At 62.7% G+C, this 16,067-nt stretch carries 12 protein-coding genes and 1 rRNA gene; 3 read left to right on the forward strand and 10 right to left on the reverse strand.

What is annotated here, in order from left to right; all coding sequences use genetic code 11:
* Nucleotides 1-85: 85 nt before the first annotated feature.
* The 5 genes from JYP50_RS03620 to ilvY all read right to left on the reverse strand — a co-directional run bounded on the left by JYP50_RS03620 (nt 86) and on the right by ilvY (nt 5,556).
* A 16S ribosomal RNA gene (locus JYP50_RS03620) occupies nt 86-1,619 on the reverse strand.
* A 455-nt stretch (nt 1,620-2,074) separates the two neighbouring features.
* Nucleotides 2,075-2,578 carry a sulfite oxidase heme-binding subunit YedZ gene (locus tag JYP50_RS03625; RefSeq protein ID WP_241262808.1) on the reverse strand — a complete coding sequence of 168 codons (504 nt, stop codon included), beginning with the start codon at nt 2,576-2,578 and terminating at the stop codon, nt 2,075-2,077.
* A gap of 113 nt (nt 2,579-2,691) precedes the next feature.
* A complete protein-coding gene (gene msrP / locus JYP50_RS03630) occupies nt 2,692-3,672 on the reverse strand; it encodes a protein-methionine-sulfoxide reductase catalytic subunit MsrP (RefSeq protein ID WP_206559121.1) in 981 nt (326 codons plus the stop codon).
* A gap of 84 nt (nt 3,673-3,756) precedes the next feature.
* A complete protein-coding gene (gene pssA / locus JYP50_RS03635) occupies nt 3,757-4,614 on the reverse strand; it encodes a CDP-diacylglycerol--serine O-phosphatidyltransferase (protein WP_206559122.1) in 858 nt (285 codons plus the stop codon).
* 33 nt (nt 4,615-4,647) lie between these two features.
* Nucleotides 4,648-5,556: an HTH-type transcriptional activator IlvY gene (gene ilvY / locus JYP50_RS03640; protein ID WP_206559123.1), complete on the reverse strand. Its 909-nt coding sequence runs from the start codon at nt 5,554-5,556 to the stop codon at nt 4,648-4,650.
* A gap of 137 nt (nt 5,557-5,693) precedes the next feature.
* On the opposite strand from ilvY, the gene ilvC reads away from it, so the two are divergent.
* Nucleotides 5,694-7,166 carry a ketol-acid reductoisomerase gene (gene ilvC / locus JYP50_RS03645; RefSeq protein WP_206559124.1) on the forward strand — a complete coding sequence of 491 codons (1,473 nt, stop codon included), beginning with the start codon at nt 5,694-5,696 and terminating at the stop codon, nt 7,164-7,166.
* Between the two features lie 242 nt (nt 7,167-7,408).
* Here the strand turns inward: ilvC and JYP50_RS03650 are convergent, their stop codons facing one another.
* Entirely contained in the window at nt 7,409-9,088 is a 1,680-nt protein-coding gene (locus JYP50_RS03650; protein WP_206559125.1) for a choice-of-anchor I family protein, read from the reverse strand.
* Between the two features lie 167 nt (nt 9,089-9,255).
* Here JYP50_RS03650 and JYP50_RS03655 point away from each other — a divergent pair, with 167 nt between their 5' ends.
* On the forward strand, nt 9,256-10,455 hold the full coding sequence (locus JYP50_RS03655; protein ID WP_206559126.1) for a dipeptidase: 1,200 nt from the start codon (nt 9,256-9,258) through the stop codon (nt 10,453-10,455).
* Nucleotides 10,456-10,492: 37 nt separating this feature from the next.
* Here the strand turns inward: JYP50_RS03655 and minE are convergent, their stop codons facing one another.
* From minE to minC, 3 genes are read right to left on the reverse strand one after another with little or no spacing between them, the layout of a single operon-like run.
* A complete protein-coding gene (minE, locus tag JYP50_RS03660) occupies nt 10,493-10,744 on the reverse strand; it encodes a cell division topological specificity factor MinE (RefSeq protein ID WP_206559127.1) in 252 nt (83 codons plus the stop codon).
* On the reverse strand, nt 10,741-11,559 hold the full coding sequence (gene minD / locus JYP50_RS03665; RefSeq protein WP_206559128.1) for a septum site-determining protein MinD: 819 nt from the start codon (nt 11,557-11,559) through the stop codon (nt 10,741-10,743). The genes minE and minD overlap by 4 nt, the downstream gene beginning before the upstream one ends.
* 48 nt (nt 11,560-11,607) lie before the next feature.
* Nucleotides 11,608-12,333 (reverse strand): septum site-determining protein MinC, encoded by a 726-nt coding sequence (minC, locus tag JYP50_RS03670; protein WP_206559129.1) that lies wholly within the window; start codon nt 12,331-12,333, stop codon nt 11,608-11,610.
* Between the two features lie 240 nt (nt 12,334-12,573).
* On the opposite strand from minC, the gene JYP50_RS03675 reads away from it, so the two are divergent.
* Nucleotides 12,574-14,154 (forward strand): putative bifunctional diguanylate cyclase/phosphodiesterase, encoded by a 1,581-nt coding sequence (locus JYP50_RS03675; protein WP_206559130.1) that lies wholly within the window; start codon nt 12,574-12,576, stop codon nt 14,152-14,154.
* Between the two features lie 17 nt (nt 14,155-14,171).
* Here JYP50_RS03675 and JYP50_RS03680 read toward each other — a convergent pair whose 3' ends face one another.
* Nucleotides 14,172-15,935 carry a DUF885 domain-containing protein gene (locus JYP50_RS03680; RefSeq protein WP_241262809.1) on the reverse strand — a complete coding sequence of 588 codons (1,764 nt, stop codon included), beginning with the start codon at nt 15,933-15,935 and terminating at the stop codon, nt 14,172-14,174.
* Between the last annotated feature and the right edge of the window lie 132 nt (nt 15,936-16,067).

Genomic DNA, 16,067 nt, shown 5'->3' on the forward strand with positions numbered 1-16,067 from the left:
ATGCAGCAGCTCATGATTACTTTCGCATCAACCGAATTAGACGAAGACAAATGTGTGGACACTTGAAGAAGCGTGCCACGTCGTTTAAGGAGGTGATCCAGCCCCAGGTTCCCCTAGGGCTACCTTGTTACGACTTCACCCCAGTCATGAATCACTCCGTGGTGATCGCCCTCCCGAAGGTTAGGCTAACCACTTCTGGAGCAACCCACTCCCATGGTGTGACGGGCGGTGTGTACAAGGCCCGGGAACGTATTCACCGTGACATTCTGATTCACGATTACTAGCGATTCCGACTTCATGGAGTCGAGTTGCAGACTCCAATCCGGACTACGAAACGTTTTGTGGGATTCGCGCCCCCTCGCGGGTTAGCTGCCCTCTGTGCGTTCCATTGTAGCACGTGTGTAGCCCAGGCCGTAAGGGCCATGATGACTTGACGTCGTCCCCACCTTCCTACGGTTTGTCACCGTCAGTCTCCCTAGAGTTCCCACCATGACGTGCTGGCAACTAGGGACAGGGGTTGCGCTCGTTACGGGACTTAACCCAACATCTCACGACACGAGCTGACGACAGCCATGCAGCACCTGTCACTTGGCTCCCGAAGGCACGAAGGCATCTCTGCCAACTTCCAAGGATGTCAAGGCCTGGTAAGGTTCTTCGCGTTGCATCGAATTAAACCACATGCTCCACCGCTTGTGCGGGCCCCCGTCAATTCATTTGAGTTTTAACCTTGCGGCCGTACTCCCCAGGCGGTCTACTTAGTGCGTTAGCTGCGCCACCAAGGACTCAAGTTCCCCAACGGCTAGTAGACATCGTTTACGGCGTGGACTACCAGGGTATCTAATCCTGTTTGCTCCCCACGCTTTCGCACCTCAGCGTCAGTATCGAGCCAGGAGGCCGCCTTCGCCACCGGTATTCCTCCACATATCTACGCATTTCACCGCTACACGTGGAATTCTACCTCCCTCTCTCGTACTCTAGTCGGCCAGTATCGGGTGCAATTCCCAGGTTGAGCCCGGGGCTTTCACATCCGACTTAACAAACCGCCTACGCGCGCTTTACGCCCAGTAATTCCGATTAACGCTCGCACCCTCCGTATTACCGCGGCTGCTGGCACGGAGTTAGCCGGTGCTTCTTCTCAAGGTAATGTCACAGCTACAGGCTATTAACCTGCAACCTTTCTTCCCAAGTGAAAGTGCTTTACAACCCGAAGGCCTTCTTCACACACGCGGCATGGCTGCGTCAGGCTTTCGCCCATTGCGCAATATTCCCCACTGCTGCCTCCCGTAGGAGTCCGGGCCGTGTCTCAGTCCCGGTGTGGCTGATCATCCTCTCAGACCAGCTATGGATCGTCGCCTTGGTGAGCCTTTACCTCACCAACAAGCTAATCCAACGCAGGCTCATCTGATAGCGCGAGGCCCGAAGGTCCCCCGCTTTCCCCCGTAGGGCGTATGCGGTATTAGCATGAGTTTCCCCATGTTGTCCCCCACTACCAGGTAGATTCCTACGCGTTACTCACCCGTCCGCCGCTCTACTCACCCCGAAGGGCTTTCGCGCTCGACTTGCATGTGTTAGGCCTGCCGCCAGCGTTCAATCTGAGCCATGATCAAACTCTTCAGTTTAATCTTTTACCTCTGCACCCCTTAAAAAGAGGAAATCAGCAAGAGGAGCTGTTTGCGTGGTTACCCCACGATTACAGCCAAATCTCGGCTCAGACACTCGAAAATCAAGAATTCGTAATGAATCAATGAGTCACTTGTGTCTGATAATAGTTGTAGCTACTACCTCAACAAGTGCCCACACATCTGTCTTCGTCTTCTTGTTAAACAACCCCGTACCGCTCGGGTTCCGGGTGGTCAATCAGGCCGCCGCTAGCGCTTGGCTGGGTGGCTGCCCCTGACTGAGGCTGCGCATTATACGGATCGTTTCGGATGCCGCAAGCGCTTTTTGTAAAAAATTTTCAGATTCTTTACAACTCCCTGAGTCCTTGTAAACCGGCTTCCGGGAGCGCCTCAACGCGAGGTGCGCATTCTACGCAAAACCGACTGTAGCGCAATCCCCTTTAGCGATTTTTTTTTCAGGTGTGTGCCGCCCGGGTTGCAGCGACCCGCGATCGCGCGTGCCACAAGCGACTGCGTCGCCACCGCCAAGCCAGGAGCGCGCCCACCATCACAATATAGACCAGGGCTTCGCCGATGTCAGAGCGGGCCTGCCACAACAGATGCAGGCAGGCGAGCACCGCGGCGGGGTAGATCAGACGGTGCAGGCGCTGCCAGTGACGGCGCAAGCGCCGCTGCCAGCCGCGGGTCGAGGTCACTGCCAGCGGCAGCAACAACAACCAGGCCACAAAGCCCACGGTGACATAGGGCCTTTCGACCAGTTCCTCGGCGAGAATCGTCGCGCTCCAGCCAATGTAGAAATGACCAAAGCTCGCCAGGTGAATGCAGGCGTAGAAGAAGGCATAGAGCCCGATCATGCGGCGCATGCGCATCACCAGCGCCCACCCGGTCCACTGCCGCAACGGCGATACAAGCAAGGTCAGGACCAGGAAGCGAAGCGACCACTCACCTGTTTGCAGCATCAGCGTCTTGGCCGGGTCAGCCCCCAGGGCGCCCGTTGCCGCCCGCCATGCCAACATGAGAAAGGGGGTCAGGCATAGAATAAATACCCCCCATCGAATCGCTCGCCCGCGCATCAGTAAAATCTGCTCAGGTCCATGCCCTTGTAGAGATGCGCCACCTGTTCCGCGTAACCATTGAACATCCGCGTCGGAATACGGTTCGGGTCGAACAGGCTGTTGGGCAGGCGTCGCTCGTATTTCTGGCTCCAGCGCGGGTGATCCACCCTGGGATTCACATTGGCGTAAAAACCGTATTCACTCGGCGCCAGGGTTTGCCACGATGTGGCGGGCTGACTGTCCAGCAGCCGGATACCCACAATCGACTTGATGCTCTTGAAGCCATACTTCCAGGGTACGACCAGGCGCAGTGGCGCGCCGTTCTGGTTGGGGAGCGTCTTGCCGTACAACCCCACGGCCATCAGGGTCAGGGGGTGCATGGCCTCGTCCAAGCGCAAGCCTTCGCGGTAGGGCCAGTCGATGATACTGGTGAATGAGCGGGTGCCGCGCATCTCAGCGCGCCGGTAAAGGGTGCGGAACTCGACGAATCGGGCGTCGCCGGTCGGCTCGAAGCGCTTCAGGAGTTCCGCCAGGGGAAATCCGACCCAGGGAATCACCATCGACCAGGCCTCCACGCAGCGCAGCCGGTAGATGCGCTCCTGGAGATCAAAGCCTCCCAGGATATCCTCGAGGTGAAGCTTGCCCGGCTTGTTGACCAGGCCCGACACTTCCACAGTCCACGGGTCGGTGGTCATCTCGTGGGCATGGTCGACGGGGTCGCCCTTGTCGGTGCCGAACTCGTAGAAATTGTTGTAGGACGTGACATCGCCGAGTGGCGTCTTGTCCTCGTCCGTGGAGAAGCCCTGCCCGGACCGGGCGGAAGCGTAGTCCAGCGCCTCGCCGCCAGTGACCGCCGCCGCACTGCTGGAGGCCGCGCCCAGAGCGGTCGCGGACAAGACGGCTCCGGCGGAGCGCATCAGTTGCCTGCGGTTGAGATAGACACTCTCCGGCGTGATTTCGCTGGGAGAAATCCTGGGAACGGTGAACCGGCCGACCATGGGCGACCTCCTGCTTTGCCCTGTTATGTTATCAGAGCACCCTCCGTGCGGATGGTTCCACCGGATTGCGAGCCGCGGTGGGGATTAGTCCGTACCGCGGCGCCGCTGCCGCCAGCGCCGCAGTTGCAGTACCGGGCCGGAGACCGCGTAGGCGAGAAAGGCCAGCAGCAGAATCAGGGGCGGGTCAAGCGTGACCAACCCAAAGGTGAGCACCACCAGAATAATCACCACGAAGGGCACCCGGCCACGGAAGTCCACCCCCTTGAAACTGTAGTAGGGGAAGTTGGCGATCATCAAAATGCCCACCGCCGAGGTCAACAGGGCCACCAGGACGGAAATTTCCAATGGCAAGCCGCCCCCGACCCAGCCGAGATCGTGACAGACCCAAACCGTACTGGCGATGATCGCCGCGGCCGCCGGGCTGGCCAGGCCGGTGAAGTAATTCTTGTCCGCGGTGTCAATCCGGGTATTGAAGCGCGCCAGGCGCAGGGCCGCGCAGGCCACGTAGATAAAGGCCGCGCTCCAGCCGAATTTGCCGAGGTCACCCAGGGCCCAACTGAACATCACCAATGCGGGCGCCACCCCGAAGGACACCATGTCCGCCAGGCTGTCGTACTCCGCACCAAACTTGCTGGAGGTATTGGTCAGCCGGGCGATACGCCCGTCCAGGCCGTCAAACACGGCGGCGAAGAAGATGGCGATGGCGGCCGCCTCGAACTCGCCGCGCATGGCGGCGATCACCGCGTAAAAACCGGCAAACAGCGCCCCGGTGGTGAACAGGTTCGGCAGCAGGTACACCCCCTGCCTGCGCACCGTGCGCCCGTTCTCGGAAACTTCCTCCTCGTGCTCGTCGACCAGCATATCCAGCGACGGCGAGACACCGGGTTGCGCCGCGGCATCGGGTTGGGTTTCCGGGGATTCCGGTGATTCGTGTTTAGTCATAATCGCTCTGCCGCAAAACCAACGCCCATTGTATCAAACTGCCCGGGGCAAGGTGTTGGCCGCCACGTCCCAGAACGCGCGCACCAGGGGGTCGGCCAGGGTCTTGCGCGGCGCGCACAGGCCGATACCCAGTGCGGGCAGCGGCTGCCAGACGGGCACCGGGCTGACCCGCTCCCCCAAACCGCTGGCCCGCACCACCAACTCCGGCGCGATACCGATGCCGAGTCCCAGACCCACCATGGCCACGATCGCCTCGTGCCCGGCCACCTGGGCGTAAATGCGCGGATGCAGGCCCGTCGCCGCGAACCAGTCGTCGAGCATGTCCCGGGTCGCCCCCCGCTCCGGCACGATAAACGGCAGGCGCTCCCAATCGAAATCCGGCGAGCTGCTGTCCCCCTCCAGCACCAGCCTGCGCACCGCGCAATCCGCCGCCGGCATGCAGAACAGCATCGGACTCTCCTGCAATTGCAGGTAACTCAAACGCGGGTTCAGGGTGGGCGGCCGACCGGTCACCGCCACGTCGTGCTGCCCGGACAGCAGTTTATCGATGCCATCCGCCGGATCGCCGGTATGCAGCTGGATTTCCACTCCCGGCTGGCTCGCCCGGAAAGCCTCGAGGACAGGCGCCAGGATGCTGTAGGTGGCGGTTACCGAACAATACAGGCTGACCTCCCCCGCCAGTTGCGCGCCGCCCGCCAGCTGGCGCCGGATCTGCAGCCAGTCGTCCACCGCGCGCCTGGCGTAATTGCGGAAATCGCGCCCCGCCGGAGTCAGGCGCACGCTGCGCTTGTCCCGCTCGAGCAACGTCCGCCCCACCGCCTCCTCCAGCCGCTGGACCGACCGGCTGACCGCGCTCACGCTGAGGTGCAGCTGTTCGCTGCTGCGACTAAAGTTAAGTGTATCGGCCACTGACAGGAAGACCTGCAGGCTGCGAATATCCATCGGCGCTCCATGGCGCAAAACATGCTTTGCACTATACGCAATACTCTTTTCTCAATATAGCGTTTTACGCAAATATAAAGATGGCGTATCGTGCCCCCCTCTATTCGCTCTTTCGCTTAACAAGGGAGGCCCCGATCATGGGACAAAACTACTTCAACACCCTGCCGCTGCGCCTGCAGCTGCAACAGCTGGGTAAATGCCGCTTCATGGCGCGCGGCGAGTTCGCCGACGGCGTCGAGGCGCTGCGCGGCAAGAAACTGGTGATCGTGGGCTGCGGCGCCCAGGGCCTCAACCAGGGCCTCAACCTGCGCGACAGCGGCCTGGACGTCGCCTACGCGCTGCGCGAGTCGGCCATCGCCGAACAGCGCCAGTCCTGGAAAAACGCCACCGAGAACGGCTTTAACGTGGGCACCTACGAGGACCTGATCCCCCAGGCGGACCTGGTGCTCAATCTCACCCCCGACAAGCAGCACACCTCGGTGGTCGAGCAGGTCATGCCGCTGATGAAGAAGGACTCCTGCCTCGCCTACTCCCACGGCTTCAACATCGTGGAAGAGGGCATGCAGATCCGCGAGGACATCACCGTGATCATGGTAGCCCCCAAGTGCCCCGGCACCGAGGTGCGCGAGGAGTACAAGCGCGGCTTTGGCGTGCCCACGCTGATCGCCGTGCACCGGGAAAACGACCCCCGCGGCGAGGGCCTGGAACTGGCCAAGGCCTACGCCGCCGGCACCGGTGGTCACCGCGCCGGCGTACTCGAATCCTCTTTCATCGCCGAGGTGAAATCGGACCTGATGGGCGAGCAGACCATCCTCTGCGGCATGCTGCAAACCGGCTCCCTGCTGTGCTTCGACAAGATGGTCGAGAAGGGCATTGACCCGGGCTACGCTTCCAAGCTGATCCAGTACGGCTGGGAGACTGTGACCGAGGGCCTCAAGCACGGCGGCATCACCAACATGATGGATCGCCTGTCCAATCCGGCCAAGATCCGCGCCTTCCACCTTGCCGAAGAACTCAAGAACCTGATGCGGTCGCTGTACGAGAAGCACCAGGACGACATCATCACCGGTGAGTTCTCCCGCACCATGATGGCCGACTGGGCCAACGACGACGCCAACCTGCTGAAGTGGCGCGCCGCCACCGCGGACACGCCCTTCGAGCAGACGCCCAACACCGATGCCGACATCAGCGAGCAGGAATTCTACGACCACGGCATCCTGCTGGTCGCCATGATCAAGGCGGGTGTCGAACTGGCCTTCGAAACCATGGTGTCCGCCGGCATCATTGCCGAGTCGGCCTATTACGAGTCGCTCCACGAAACCCCGCTGATCGCCAACACCATCGCGCGCAAGAAACTGTACGAGATGAACGTGGTGATCTCCGATACCGCCGAGTACGGTTGCTACCTGTTCGACCAGGCCTGCCGCCCGCTGCTCAAGGACTTCATGGCCGGCATCGACACCGACGTGATCGGCAAGGGCATCGACGGCGACAACGGCGTGGACAACCAGGAGCTGATCGCGGTCAACGAGGCAATCCGCAGCCACCCGGTGGAAATCGTGGGCAAGACCCTGCGCGGCTACATGACCGCCATGAAGCGCATCGTCTAAATAGCGAGGACGGATACCTATTTTTCCTCATGGAAATAGGTATCCGTCCCGAATGGTACTTACTTAAGCCAAAAACAGGGTATGTTGCCCTCTGTAGGGTCGAATTTATTCGACCAAAAACGGTGCTCAAGGCATCAATGGCCGAATAAATTCGGCCCTACAAGGGTTAAGTAGGTGCCATTAGTATCCGTCCCCTATTTATCCTATTTGTTACTGGAAATAGGTATCCGTCCCCCATTTGTTTAATTGCTGTCGGTGGGTACGATTGCGTAAACGGTGGTCGTGCCGCTGATCTCATTGCCAACCACCAGTAATGGTTCCCCCGTCGGCGACTGATCACCGGGAATGAACACCAGGCCCTCCGGACCGAGATCACCCACGGTGGAGGGGCTGTCGCTTTCGATATCCCCCTCAACATCCTCAATGCTGAAATCGCGGTTGTTGACGTAGTCGACATAGTAGGCGTTATAGGGGTTGCTCACATTGAAAATCATGATGCCCCCAATGCGCTCCAGGCCGACAAAGGCATACTGCGCGCCGGAGACCTCCCCGACCACCACGCCCTCGGGCTCAGGCCCCTTGTCGTCGCTGCGGCTGTCGAAGCTGCCGTTCTCGTCATTGGTGCTGTTGAAGAATTCGGGCAGCAACCCGGCGGTCTTGCGTTCCATGGTATCCCCGGAGTCATAGACCCGGCGGCCGCGGCTATCCCAGATCGAAATTGACCGCGCGCCGTAGGAATACAGGGTGCGATGGCGCCCTTTGCGGTCGACACCGTCGGTGGTCACGACCTTCAGGCGCCCGATGTTTTCCCCGGCCTGGAGATCATTCATGCCGCGATAGCGCGCCAACCAGGGATGGAGCTCGAGATCTTCCACGCGCGCCTCGTCGATATAAATGCACTCGCCGTCGTCGTACTCATACTGGGGCCCGCTTGGGCAGTTTTCCTCTTCGGTTTCGAAAGCGTACTCCCGGGCATCCCCCTCATTGGCGCTCACCAGAAAGGTGCGCCCCCAGACGCTGTACGAGGCGAGCCCGTCGGGCATGTACAGCCCCTCCACCGGCCAGTTGGCGATATTGATACCGCCATCCCGGTTGCTGGCGTCCAGGCCATTGCCCCGGCGACGGTGTTTTTTGGTGCCCAGGGGAAGCAGGGCCTCGACCTCGGCCCTGGCGATATCGATCCTGGCCAACGCGTTGTTCTCCTGCAGGGTCACCCAGGCGGTGGCCGAATCGGCGGAGGTGGCGATGAACTCGGGCTCCAGGTCCTGCGCCACGGATGCGCCCGGCCCCGAAATGCGCACGCCGCGCAACCAGTGCGGCTTGTTGTTGAAACGCTCGAAGGTGGCGTGCCTGACCGTGGCGCTCGCCGCGCCGTCCCCGACCCAGACGATGCTCACCGAGCCCTCCGGGTCTACGGAGTAGTCGTCGCTGGGCTCGCCTTCGTTGGCCACCAGGGCGTAGTTCCCGTCGGCGGTGAAAGTGACGGCGTCGGGCAAGGCCCCGGCCTGAACGGCGTTGATAAACTGGCCGTCACTGCCCTCAAAAAAGGCCACCCAGCCATCGGTCTGTTTGTCGTCGTGCTCCACGGCCACCGCCACCAGCCCGTTGCTGACCGCGACGCTGTTGACGCCGCCGGCATCCGGCAGGCTATCGGCGACGTCGATCTTGAACAGCAGGGCCAGCTTCGCCGGGTCGGACATATCCAGCACATCGACCGTGCTATCGTTGGCGTTGATCACGAACAGCCGTTGCGTCGCCGGGTCATGGGCCACGATCTCGGCCGCCCCCTCATCGAATCCGCCACCGATGGTGGCGTCGTAGGTCCCCAACTGCTCCAGGGTAATTCCGGCGTCGTTGAAAAAAGCATGGGTGTGCAGCGTGGTCGCGGAGAGCGCGGCCGCCAAAGCGAGTTTCTTAAACATCTTCTTTGCCTCAGTCAGTTGCCTGCGGATCGAGCCTTCGATCCTAGGCCCTGAATGTTGGATATTTATGAATGTTTCGTTGCACGACATCGCACGACGGCGGCACTGGGGTTTTGCGCCGCCATGGCTTATCCTGCCCGATTTCGATTGCAACAGGAGACGCTCCCATGCCCATTCGCCCCCGCGCCCTCGCCGGCGCGCTCGCACTGTCGCTACTGGCAAGCCCCCACGGTCACGCGGATCGAGTGCAGGAGCGAGCCGGGGAACTGGCCCGGAAGTACTTGCTGGTGGACACCCACATCGACGTGCCCTACCGCATCCACAAACACTGGGAGGATGTCACCCGGGCGACGGAGAAGGGTGAATTTGACTACCCGCGGGCCGTTGCCGGCGGGCTCAATGTGCCCTTCATGTCGATCTACACCCCGGCATCCAGCGAATCCGACGGCAGCGCCTACGCCCTGGCCAACACCCTGATCGACCACGTAGAGGCGATGGTGGCCCGGGCGCCCGACAAGTTCGCGATCGCCACCAGTCCCGTCGAGGTCGAAAAGCAGTTCAAAGCCGGCAAGATCTCACTGGCCCTGGGCATGGAGAACGGCGCCCCGATCGCCGGCGACCTGGACAAACTGCGCCATTTTCACCGCCGGGGTGTCCGCTATGTCACCCTGGCCCACGGCGAATCCAACCACATCAGCGATTCCTCCTACGACGACGTCCGCCTGTGGCGGGGCCTGAGCCCCTTCGGGGCGGAAGTCGTCTCGGAGATGAACGAACTGGGCATCATGGTGGACATCTCCCACCTGTCCGACGCCGCGGCATTCGAAGTCCTGGAGCGCAGCAGCGCCCCGGTCATCGCCTCCCACTCCTCCATGCGCAAATTCACCCCGGGATTCGAGCGCAATATGGATGACAAGCTGCTCCGCGCCCTGGCGAACAAGGGCGGCGTGGTGATGATCAATTTCGGTTCAAGCTTCGTGACCGCCAAGGCCAACCAGTATTTCGAGAATTATTCGACGGCGCGCGAGACCTATGCCAAGCGTCACGCCCTGGCATGGGGTTCGGAGGAAATGCAGGCCTTTGAACAGCGCTACCGCGACAAGCAGCCACTGCCCTTCGCCACGGTGAGCGAGGTCGCCGATCACATCGACCACGTGGTGAACACTGCCGGCATCGACCACGTGGGTATCGGTTCGGATTATGACGGGGTGGGAGACTCGCTGCCCATCGGCCTCAAGGATGTCTCCACCTACCCCAACCTGGTGGCCGAGTTGCTGCGCCGTGACTACAGCGAGGGCGACATCGAGAAACTGCTCGGAGCCAACCTGATGCGCGTCTGGCGCGCGGTGGCGGCCCGGGCCGAATGAGTTCTCGCCGGCGGTGCCACGGCACCGCCGGCGTCAATCAACCAGGCAGGGTGACGTTGAGTTCCAGCACCGAGCAGCTGTTGCTCTCGTCCACCTGCACCTGCACGTCGTCCTGCTCAACCGGTATGTACTTGCGTATCACCTCGAGGATCTCCTGCTGCATGCGCGGCAGGTAGTCCGGCTGGTTACGCTGCCCGCGCTCGTGGGCGACAATGACCTGCAATCGCTCCCTGGCCGTGGCGGCGGAGTTGGCGCCGCGTTTATTGCGGAAATAATCGAAGAAACTCATCCCCGGCCTCCCCCCAGCAGGCGCTGGAAGAAGCCCTGACGCTGCTCCTCGAGGAAGCGGTGGGGCCGGTTCTCGCCCAGCAAGCGGTCCACCGCGTCGCTGTAGGCCTGTCCGGCCTGGGCCTCGTCGTTGAGAATCACCGGCTCGCCCTGGTTGGAGGCCTTGAGCACATCCTGGGACTCGGGAATCACCCCCAGCAGCGGAATGGCGAGGATATCTTCCACATCGGCCACGCTCAGCATTTCACCGGCGGCGACCCTGGCCGGGCTGTAGCGGGTCAGCAGCAGGTGCTCCCGCACCGGCTCCTCGCCCTCCTTCGCCCGCAGGGACTTGCTCTGGAGAATGCCGAGGATGCGATCCGAATCGCGCACCGACGACACCTCGGGGTTGGTCACGACGATGGCCTCGTCGGCGAAATACAGGGCCATCTGGGCCCCCTTTTCGATGCCGGCGGGTGAGTCGCAAACGATGTAGTCGAAGCGCCCCTTGAGTTCCTCCAGCACCGCGGCCACGCCCTCCTCGGTGAGGGCGTCCTTGTCGCGGGTCTGGGAGGCCGGCAGGATGTACAGCTGCTCGGTGCGCTTGTCCTTGATCAGGGCCTGGTTCAGGGTGGCCTCGCCGTTGATCACATTCACAAAGTCATAGACCACGCGGCGCTCGCAACCCATGATCAAATCCAGGTTGCGCAAACCCACATCGAAATCGACGATGACCGTGGCGTGGCCGCGCTGCGCCAGGCCGGTACCGATCGCGGCGCTGCTGGTGGTTTTGCCAACACCGCCCTTGCCCGAGGTTACTACGATGATTTTTGCCACTTGGGGGCTCCTGTTAAGTATTGTGAGATGGTTTTGGCAATGCCCGGGTTACAGGGGTTCGACGCTGAGCGCGTCCCCCTCCAGGGCGACCTGCGCCGGCTTGCGGTGCAGGGTGTCGGCAATGCCATCGCTGAGCAAAAAATGACCAGCCACCGAGATCAACTCGGCATCCATGTGCTGGCAGAAAATTCTCGCGGCGGCATCGCCGTGAACCCCCGCCAGGGCACGCCCGCGCAGGGCGCCATAGATATGGATATTGCCGTCCGCCAGGACTTCCGCGCCCTCGCTGACCTGGGCCAGCACGATCAGGTCGCCCCCCTCGGCATAGACCTGCTGCCCGGAGCGCACCGGGCGAGTGATGGTGCGGGTGGGGCGCGCCGCCGGCGCCGCCCGCTGTTCGGTACGAATTTCAACGTCCCGGGCCGGCTCCGCTTCCTCCCGAATGTTGCGGCGCTGCCGGGACGCCGCCGCCGGCAAAATCGCCAGGCCGCTGTCGGCGGCCGCCTCGGCCAGGCTCTCGCCGACACCCCTCAGGGCAATGGGACGCAGACCCGCCCCGCGGCACTGGTCCAGCAGCCCGGGCACATCCAACTGCCCCTCCGGGATGAGCAACTGCTCCACGTCGACCACCACCGGCGAGCCCTGAAACAGGGCCGGCGCCTGCTGTATGCGCTCTTCCAGCTGGGCGGGAAACAATTCTGGGGTATAGCGGTGAAGTTCAAGTACAACAACGGTGACCGTGCTGCCTTTCAACTGAAAGTCAGGTGTGCTCATACAGCGGGGACATCTAGTGCTCGGAACCAACAAGCGCCCCATTATGGAGGGCGGCCAAAGGGAGTCAAGCGGCGCAATACCCCAATTGGTCCCAATCCACCACATTGTCCGGCGTCGATCAAAAATTGACCGACCCAGAGCCCCGGCACCTTCACCGCGCGCCCCGCAGTGCATCGCGACACTTCATTCTCGCACCGCAGCGTATACACTTACACGCCAGACAAGCACGAAGACCGAAACATGATTTGGAGGCGCAACCCCCCCGGTGGCCGCAACGATTCGAAACGCCAGGGCATTGGCGACAAGGCCCTGGCATCGACCCTGCCTATCGTACTCGCCTACGGAGTACTGGGGGCGGCGTGGATCGCCCTGTCCGACCTCGCACTGGAAACGTTCGTGGGCGGCGATCCCGAACGGCTGTCGCGACTGCAGAGCTACAAGGGCTGGGGGTTTATCGCCGTCACCTCGATCCTGCTTTTCGCCCTGGCCTACCGCGGTTTTCGCCGCATCACCCGCCTGCAGGAGCTGGACCCGCAAACCAACCTGCTGCGGCACTCCCTGTTCAGCAGCCACCTGGACAAGACCCTGCAGCGCTCGTCCCGGGAACAATTCCCCGTGCTGGTGCTATACATGGACATCGATCGCTTCAACGACCTGGCGATTGAGATCGGGCAGCCGGCGGCCGATGCCTTCCTCAGCTTGCTCGGCGACCATTTGCGCAACGAACACAGTGCCGACACGCTGCTATCCCGCCTCGGCTTCGACGAATTCGGCCTTGCCATCCCCCTGCGGGAGGCGGCCGCCGGCGACTCCCAGCAACAGGCGGCGCGACTGCAGCGAGTATTCAATGAAGCCACTCGCAAGGCCGAGCTGGAACTCACCTGCTCCATAGGCGCCGCGCTATCCCCCGACGACGGCACCCGCGCGAACCAGCTGGTGTCCGCCGCCGGGCAGGCCCTGCGAGCGGCGCGCCTCAACGGGCCGGCCCGCATCAGTTATTTCAACAAGGCCCTGGCAAAACGCGAGCGGGACAAGCAAGCGCTGCTTTCAGGGCTGAAACAGGCCATAGCGCACGGCGGCCTCAGCCTGGTATACCAGCCGCAGGTGCGCCTGTCCGACCTGGCAATCACAGGCTGCGAGGTGCTCGTGCGCTGGCACTGCCCAATTCGTGGCACCGTTTCACCCAGCCGCTTTATCGCCCTGGCGGAGCAGCACCTGCTGATCGCCCCGATAACCGAGCTGGTGATGTCCACGGCTCTGAAGGAGCTGCAAACCGCCAACCTCCTGGGCTCGCAACTGCCCCGCGTGTCGATGAACATCTCCGCGCTGGAATTTACCGCGAGGAACTTCCGACACCGGATGGAAGAGCTCCTGAAGCGGCACGACGCACTGCGCCCCTATCTCCAGCTGGAGATCACCGAAAGCGCCGCACTCGAGGACGTGGCGACCACCATCGCCCATATCTCGGAGCTGCGCCACAGCGGCGTTCGCTTTTCCATCGATGATTTCGGTACCGGTTACTCGGGGCTCGCCATGCTGCGAGACCTGCCAGTGGACGAGCTGAAAATAGATCGCACCTTCGTCGCCGACATGGAATCGCAGGAACGCAGCGCGGCCATCGTCCGCGCCATTACCCGTCTCGCCGACAACTTCGACCTCACGGTCGTCGCGGAGGGGGTGGAAACCGCCAGCCAGCTCGAGCAATTGCGCCAGAGCCACTGTGCCGAGGGGCAGGGCTGGCTGTTCGCCCGCCCCCTGCCCATCGCGGAGCTGGTCGACTTCCTCCGGCAGCACCGGGAACAGCCGCCGCCGACAGGCTGAATTGCCCCTCGCTATCCTTAGGGGGCCAGGCCCTGGTAGGGATTCTCGCCACCGCCCGCGATCCACGCGTCCAGCTCCCGCTCAAGCACCGGCAGCGGCACCGAGCGCAGGCCCAGGATCACATCGTGGAAATAGCGCTGGTCGAAACCGCTCCCCAGCGCTTCCTCGGCCTCGGCCCGCTTGCGGCGGATCAACATTTCCCCCAGCTTATAGGCCAGGGCCTGGCCGGGCCAGGAGATATAGCGATCCACCTCGGTGGTGACCTCGTGTTCGGACAGCGCCGTGTGGTCGCGCAGGTAGGCCAGGGCGCGCTCGCGACTCCAGCCGAAATAGTGCACGCCGGTATCGATCACCAACCGGCAGGCTCGCCACATTTCATAGGAGAGCCGGCCGAAGTCCTCATAGGGCGTTTCATACACGCCCATTACCGTGCCCAGCCATTCGGTGTACAGACCCCAGCCTTCGCCGTAACCGGAAAAGTAGTTGTCGCGGCGGAAGCGGGGAATCTCCCCGGGGGCCTCCTTGGCGATGGCGGCCTGCAGGGCGTGGCCGGGACCGCACTCGTGCAGGGTCAGCGCAGTCAGGTTGAACAGCGGTCGCGAGGGCAGGTCGTAGGTGTTCATCAGGCAGCTGTCCAGGCCGCCCCGCCCACTGGTATAGAACGGCGCGATAGCATCCGGCACCGGCAAAATCGTGAAGCGGCGTCGCGGCAGGAAGCCAATCGTCTCGCCCAACTTGCCATCTACCTGCTTGGCGACATAGGCGGAGTAGGACAGCAATTCCCGCGGAGTCTTGGCGTAGAACTGCGGATCGGTGCGCAGGAATTCCAGGAAGGCTTCCATGTCACCGTCGAAACCGGTGGCGTCGATCACCGTCCGCATTTCCGCGAGGATTCGCTCGACCTCCGCCAGCCCCATCTGGTGGATTGTCTCCGGGCTCAAGTCCAGGGTAGTAAACGCGCGAATCTGCGCACGGTAAAAGTCCTCCCCATCGGGCAAATCCCGCGCGGCGAGGGTCGAGCGCGCGTTGGGGATATACTCCTCGCGCATGAAGGTCAGCAGCTTGCGGTAGGCCGGCACCACCGCCTCGTCGATCGCCTCGCGGACCTCGGCCTCCAGCTGGGCGCGCTGCGCCGCGGGAATCGTTGCCGGCAGGGCCTTCATCGGGGTCCAGAAGGGGTTGCCCTCCCCCGCGACCAGGTAGGCCTCTATCGACTGGTCGCGGCCGGCGAGGGTGACCCGCGGCACGCTGTAGCCCCGCTCGAGGCCCGCGCGCATGTTGGCCATGTTGTCGTCAAAAAAACGCGGCAGGTCCCGCAGGCGCCGGACATAGCGCCGGTAGGCCTCGGCATCCTCGAAGCCCCCGAGCCGCGGATACAGGCCGGTCCAGAAAAAACTGTCGGAGTTCAGCGGCGCCTCGTAGGCCCGGTACCCGACCTCGTCGGCGAGCGTGGTGACAATCTGGCGAAAGACCGCGGCATTGATCCGCTCCTGATGGCTGAGTTCGTCCACCGCGATCGCATCCAGCTTCGCGAGCGCTTCGCGCCAATAGGCGAGGTGCCCGGCCTGGGAGCGGGCGTCCACCGCTGGCAGACGATCGCCGTCCCGCCACTCGCCCTCGTCATCCCTCACCTTGCCGAGTATCTGTTGCCGCCAGGCATATTCCTCCTCGTAAAGGGCCCGCAAACGGGCGTCGGCGTCGCGCTCCTCGGCGACAGCTGGCAGGGCCGGGCACAACGCGACCATGAGCGCGAGCAGTACACTCCGGTAGTCGGGCATCATTGGGCAACACTCCTTGGGCAAGCGCCTCGCGCGACGTGCGCGGGGTCACGAGCGCCCCATGCTAAGGGAGCGGGCCGCACCGGGCAATGCGGCCAGCGCGGCGAAACCACGGCAAAGACCCACCGGCCCGGG

Origin of the sequence: Parahaliea mediterranea (assembly GCF_017255185.1) — a bacterium.
GTDB lineage: Bacteria > Pseudomonadota > Gammaproteobacteria > Pseudomonadales > Halieaceae > JAFKCZ01.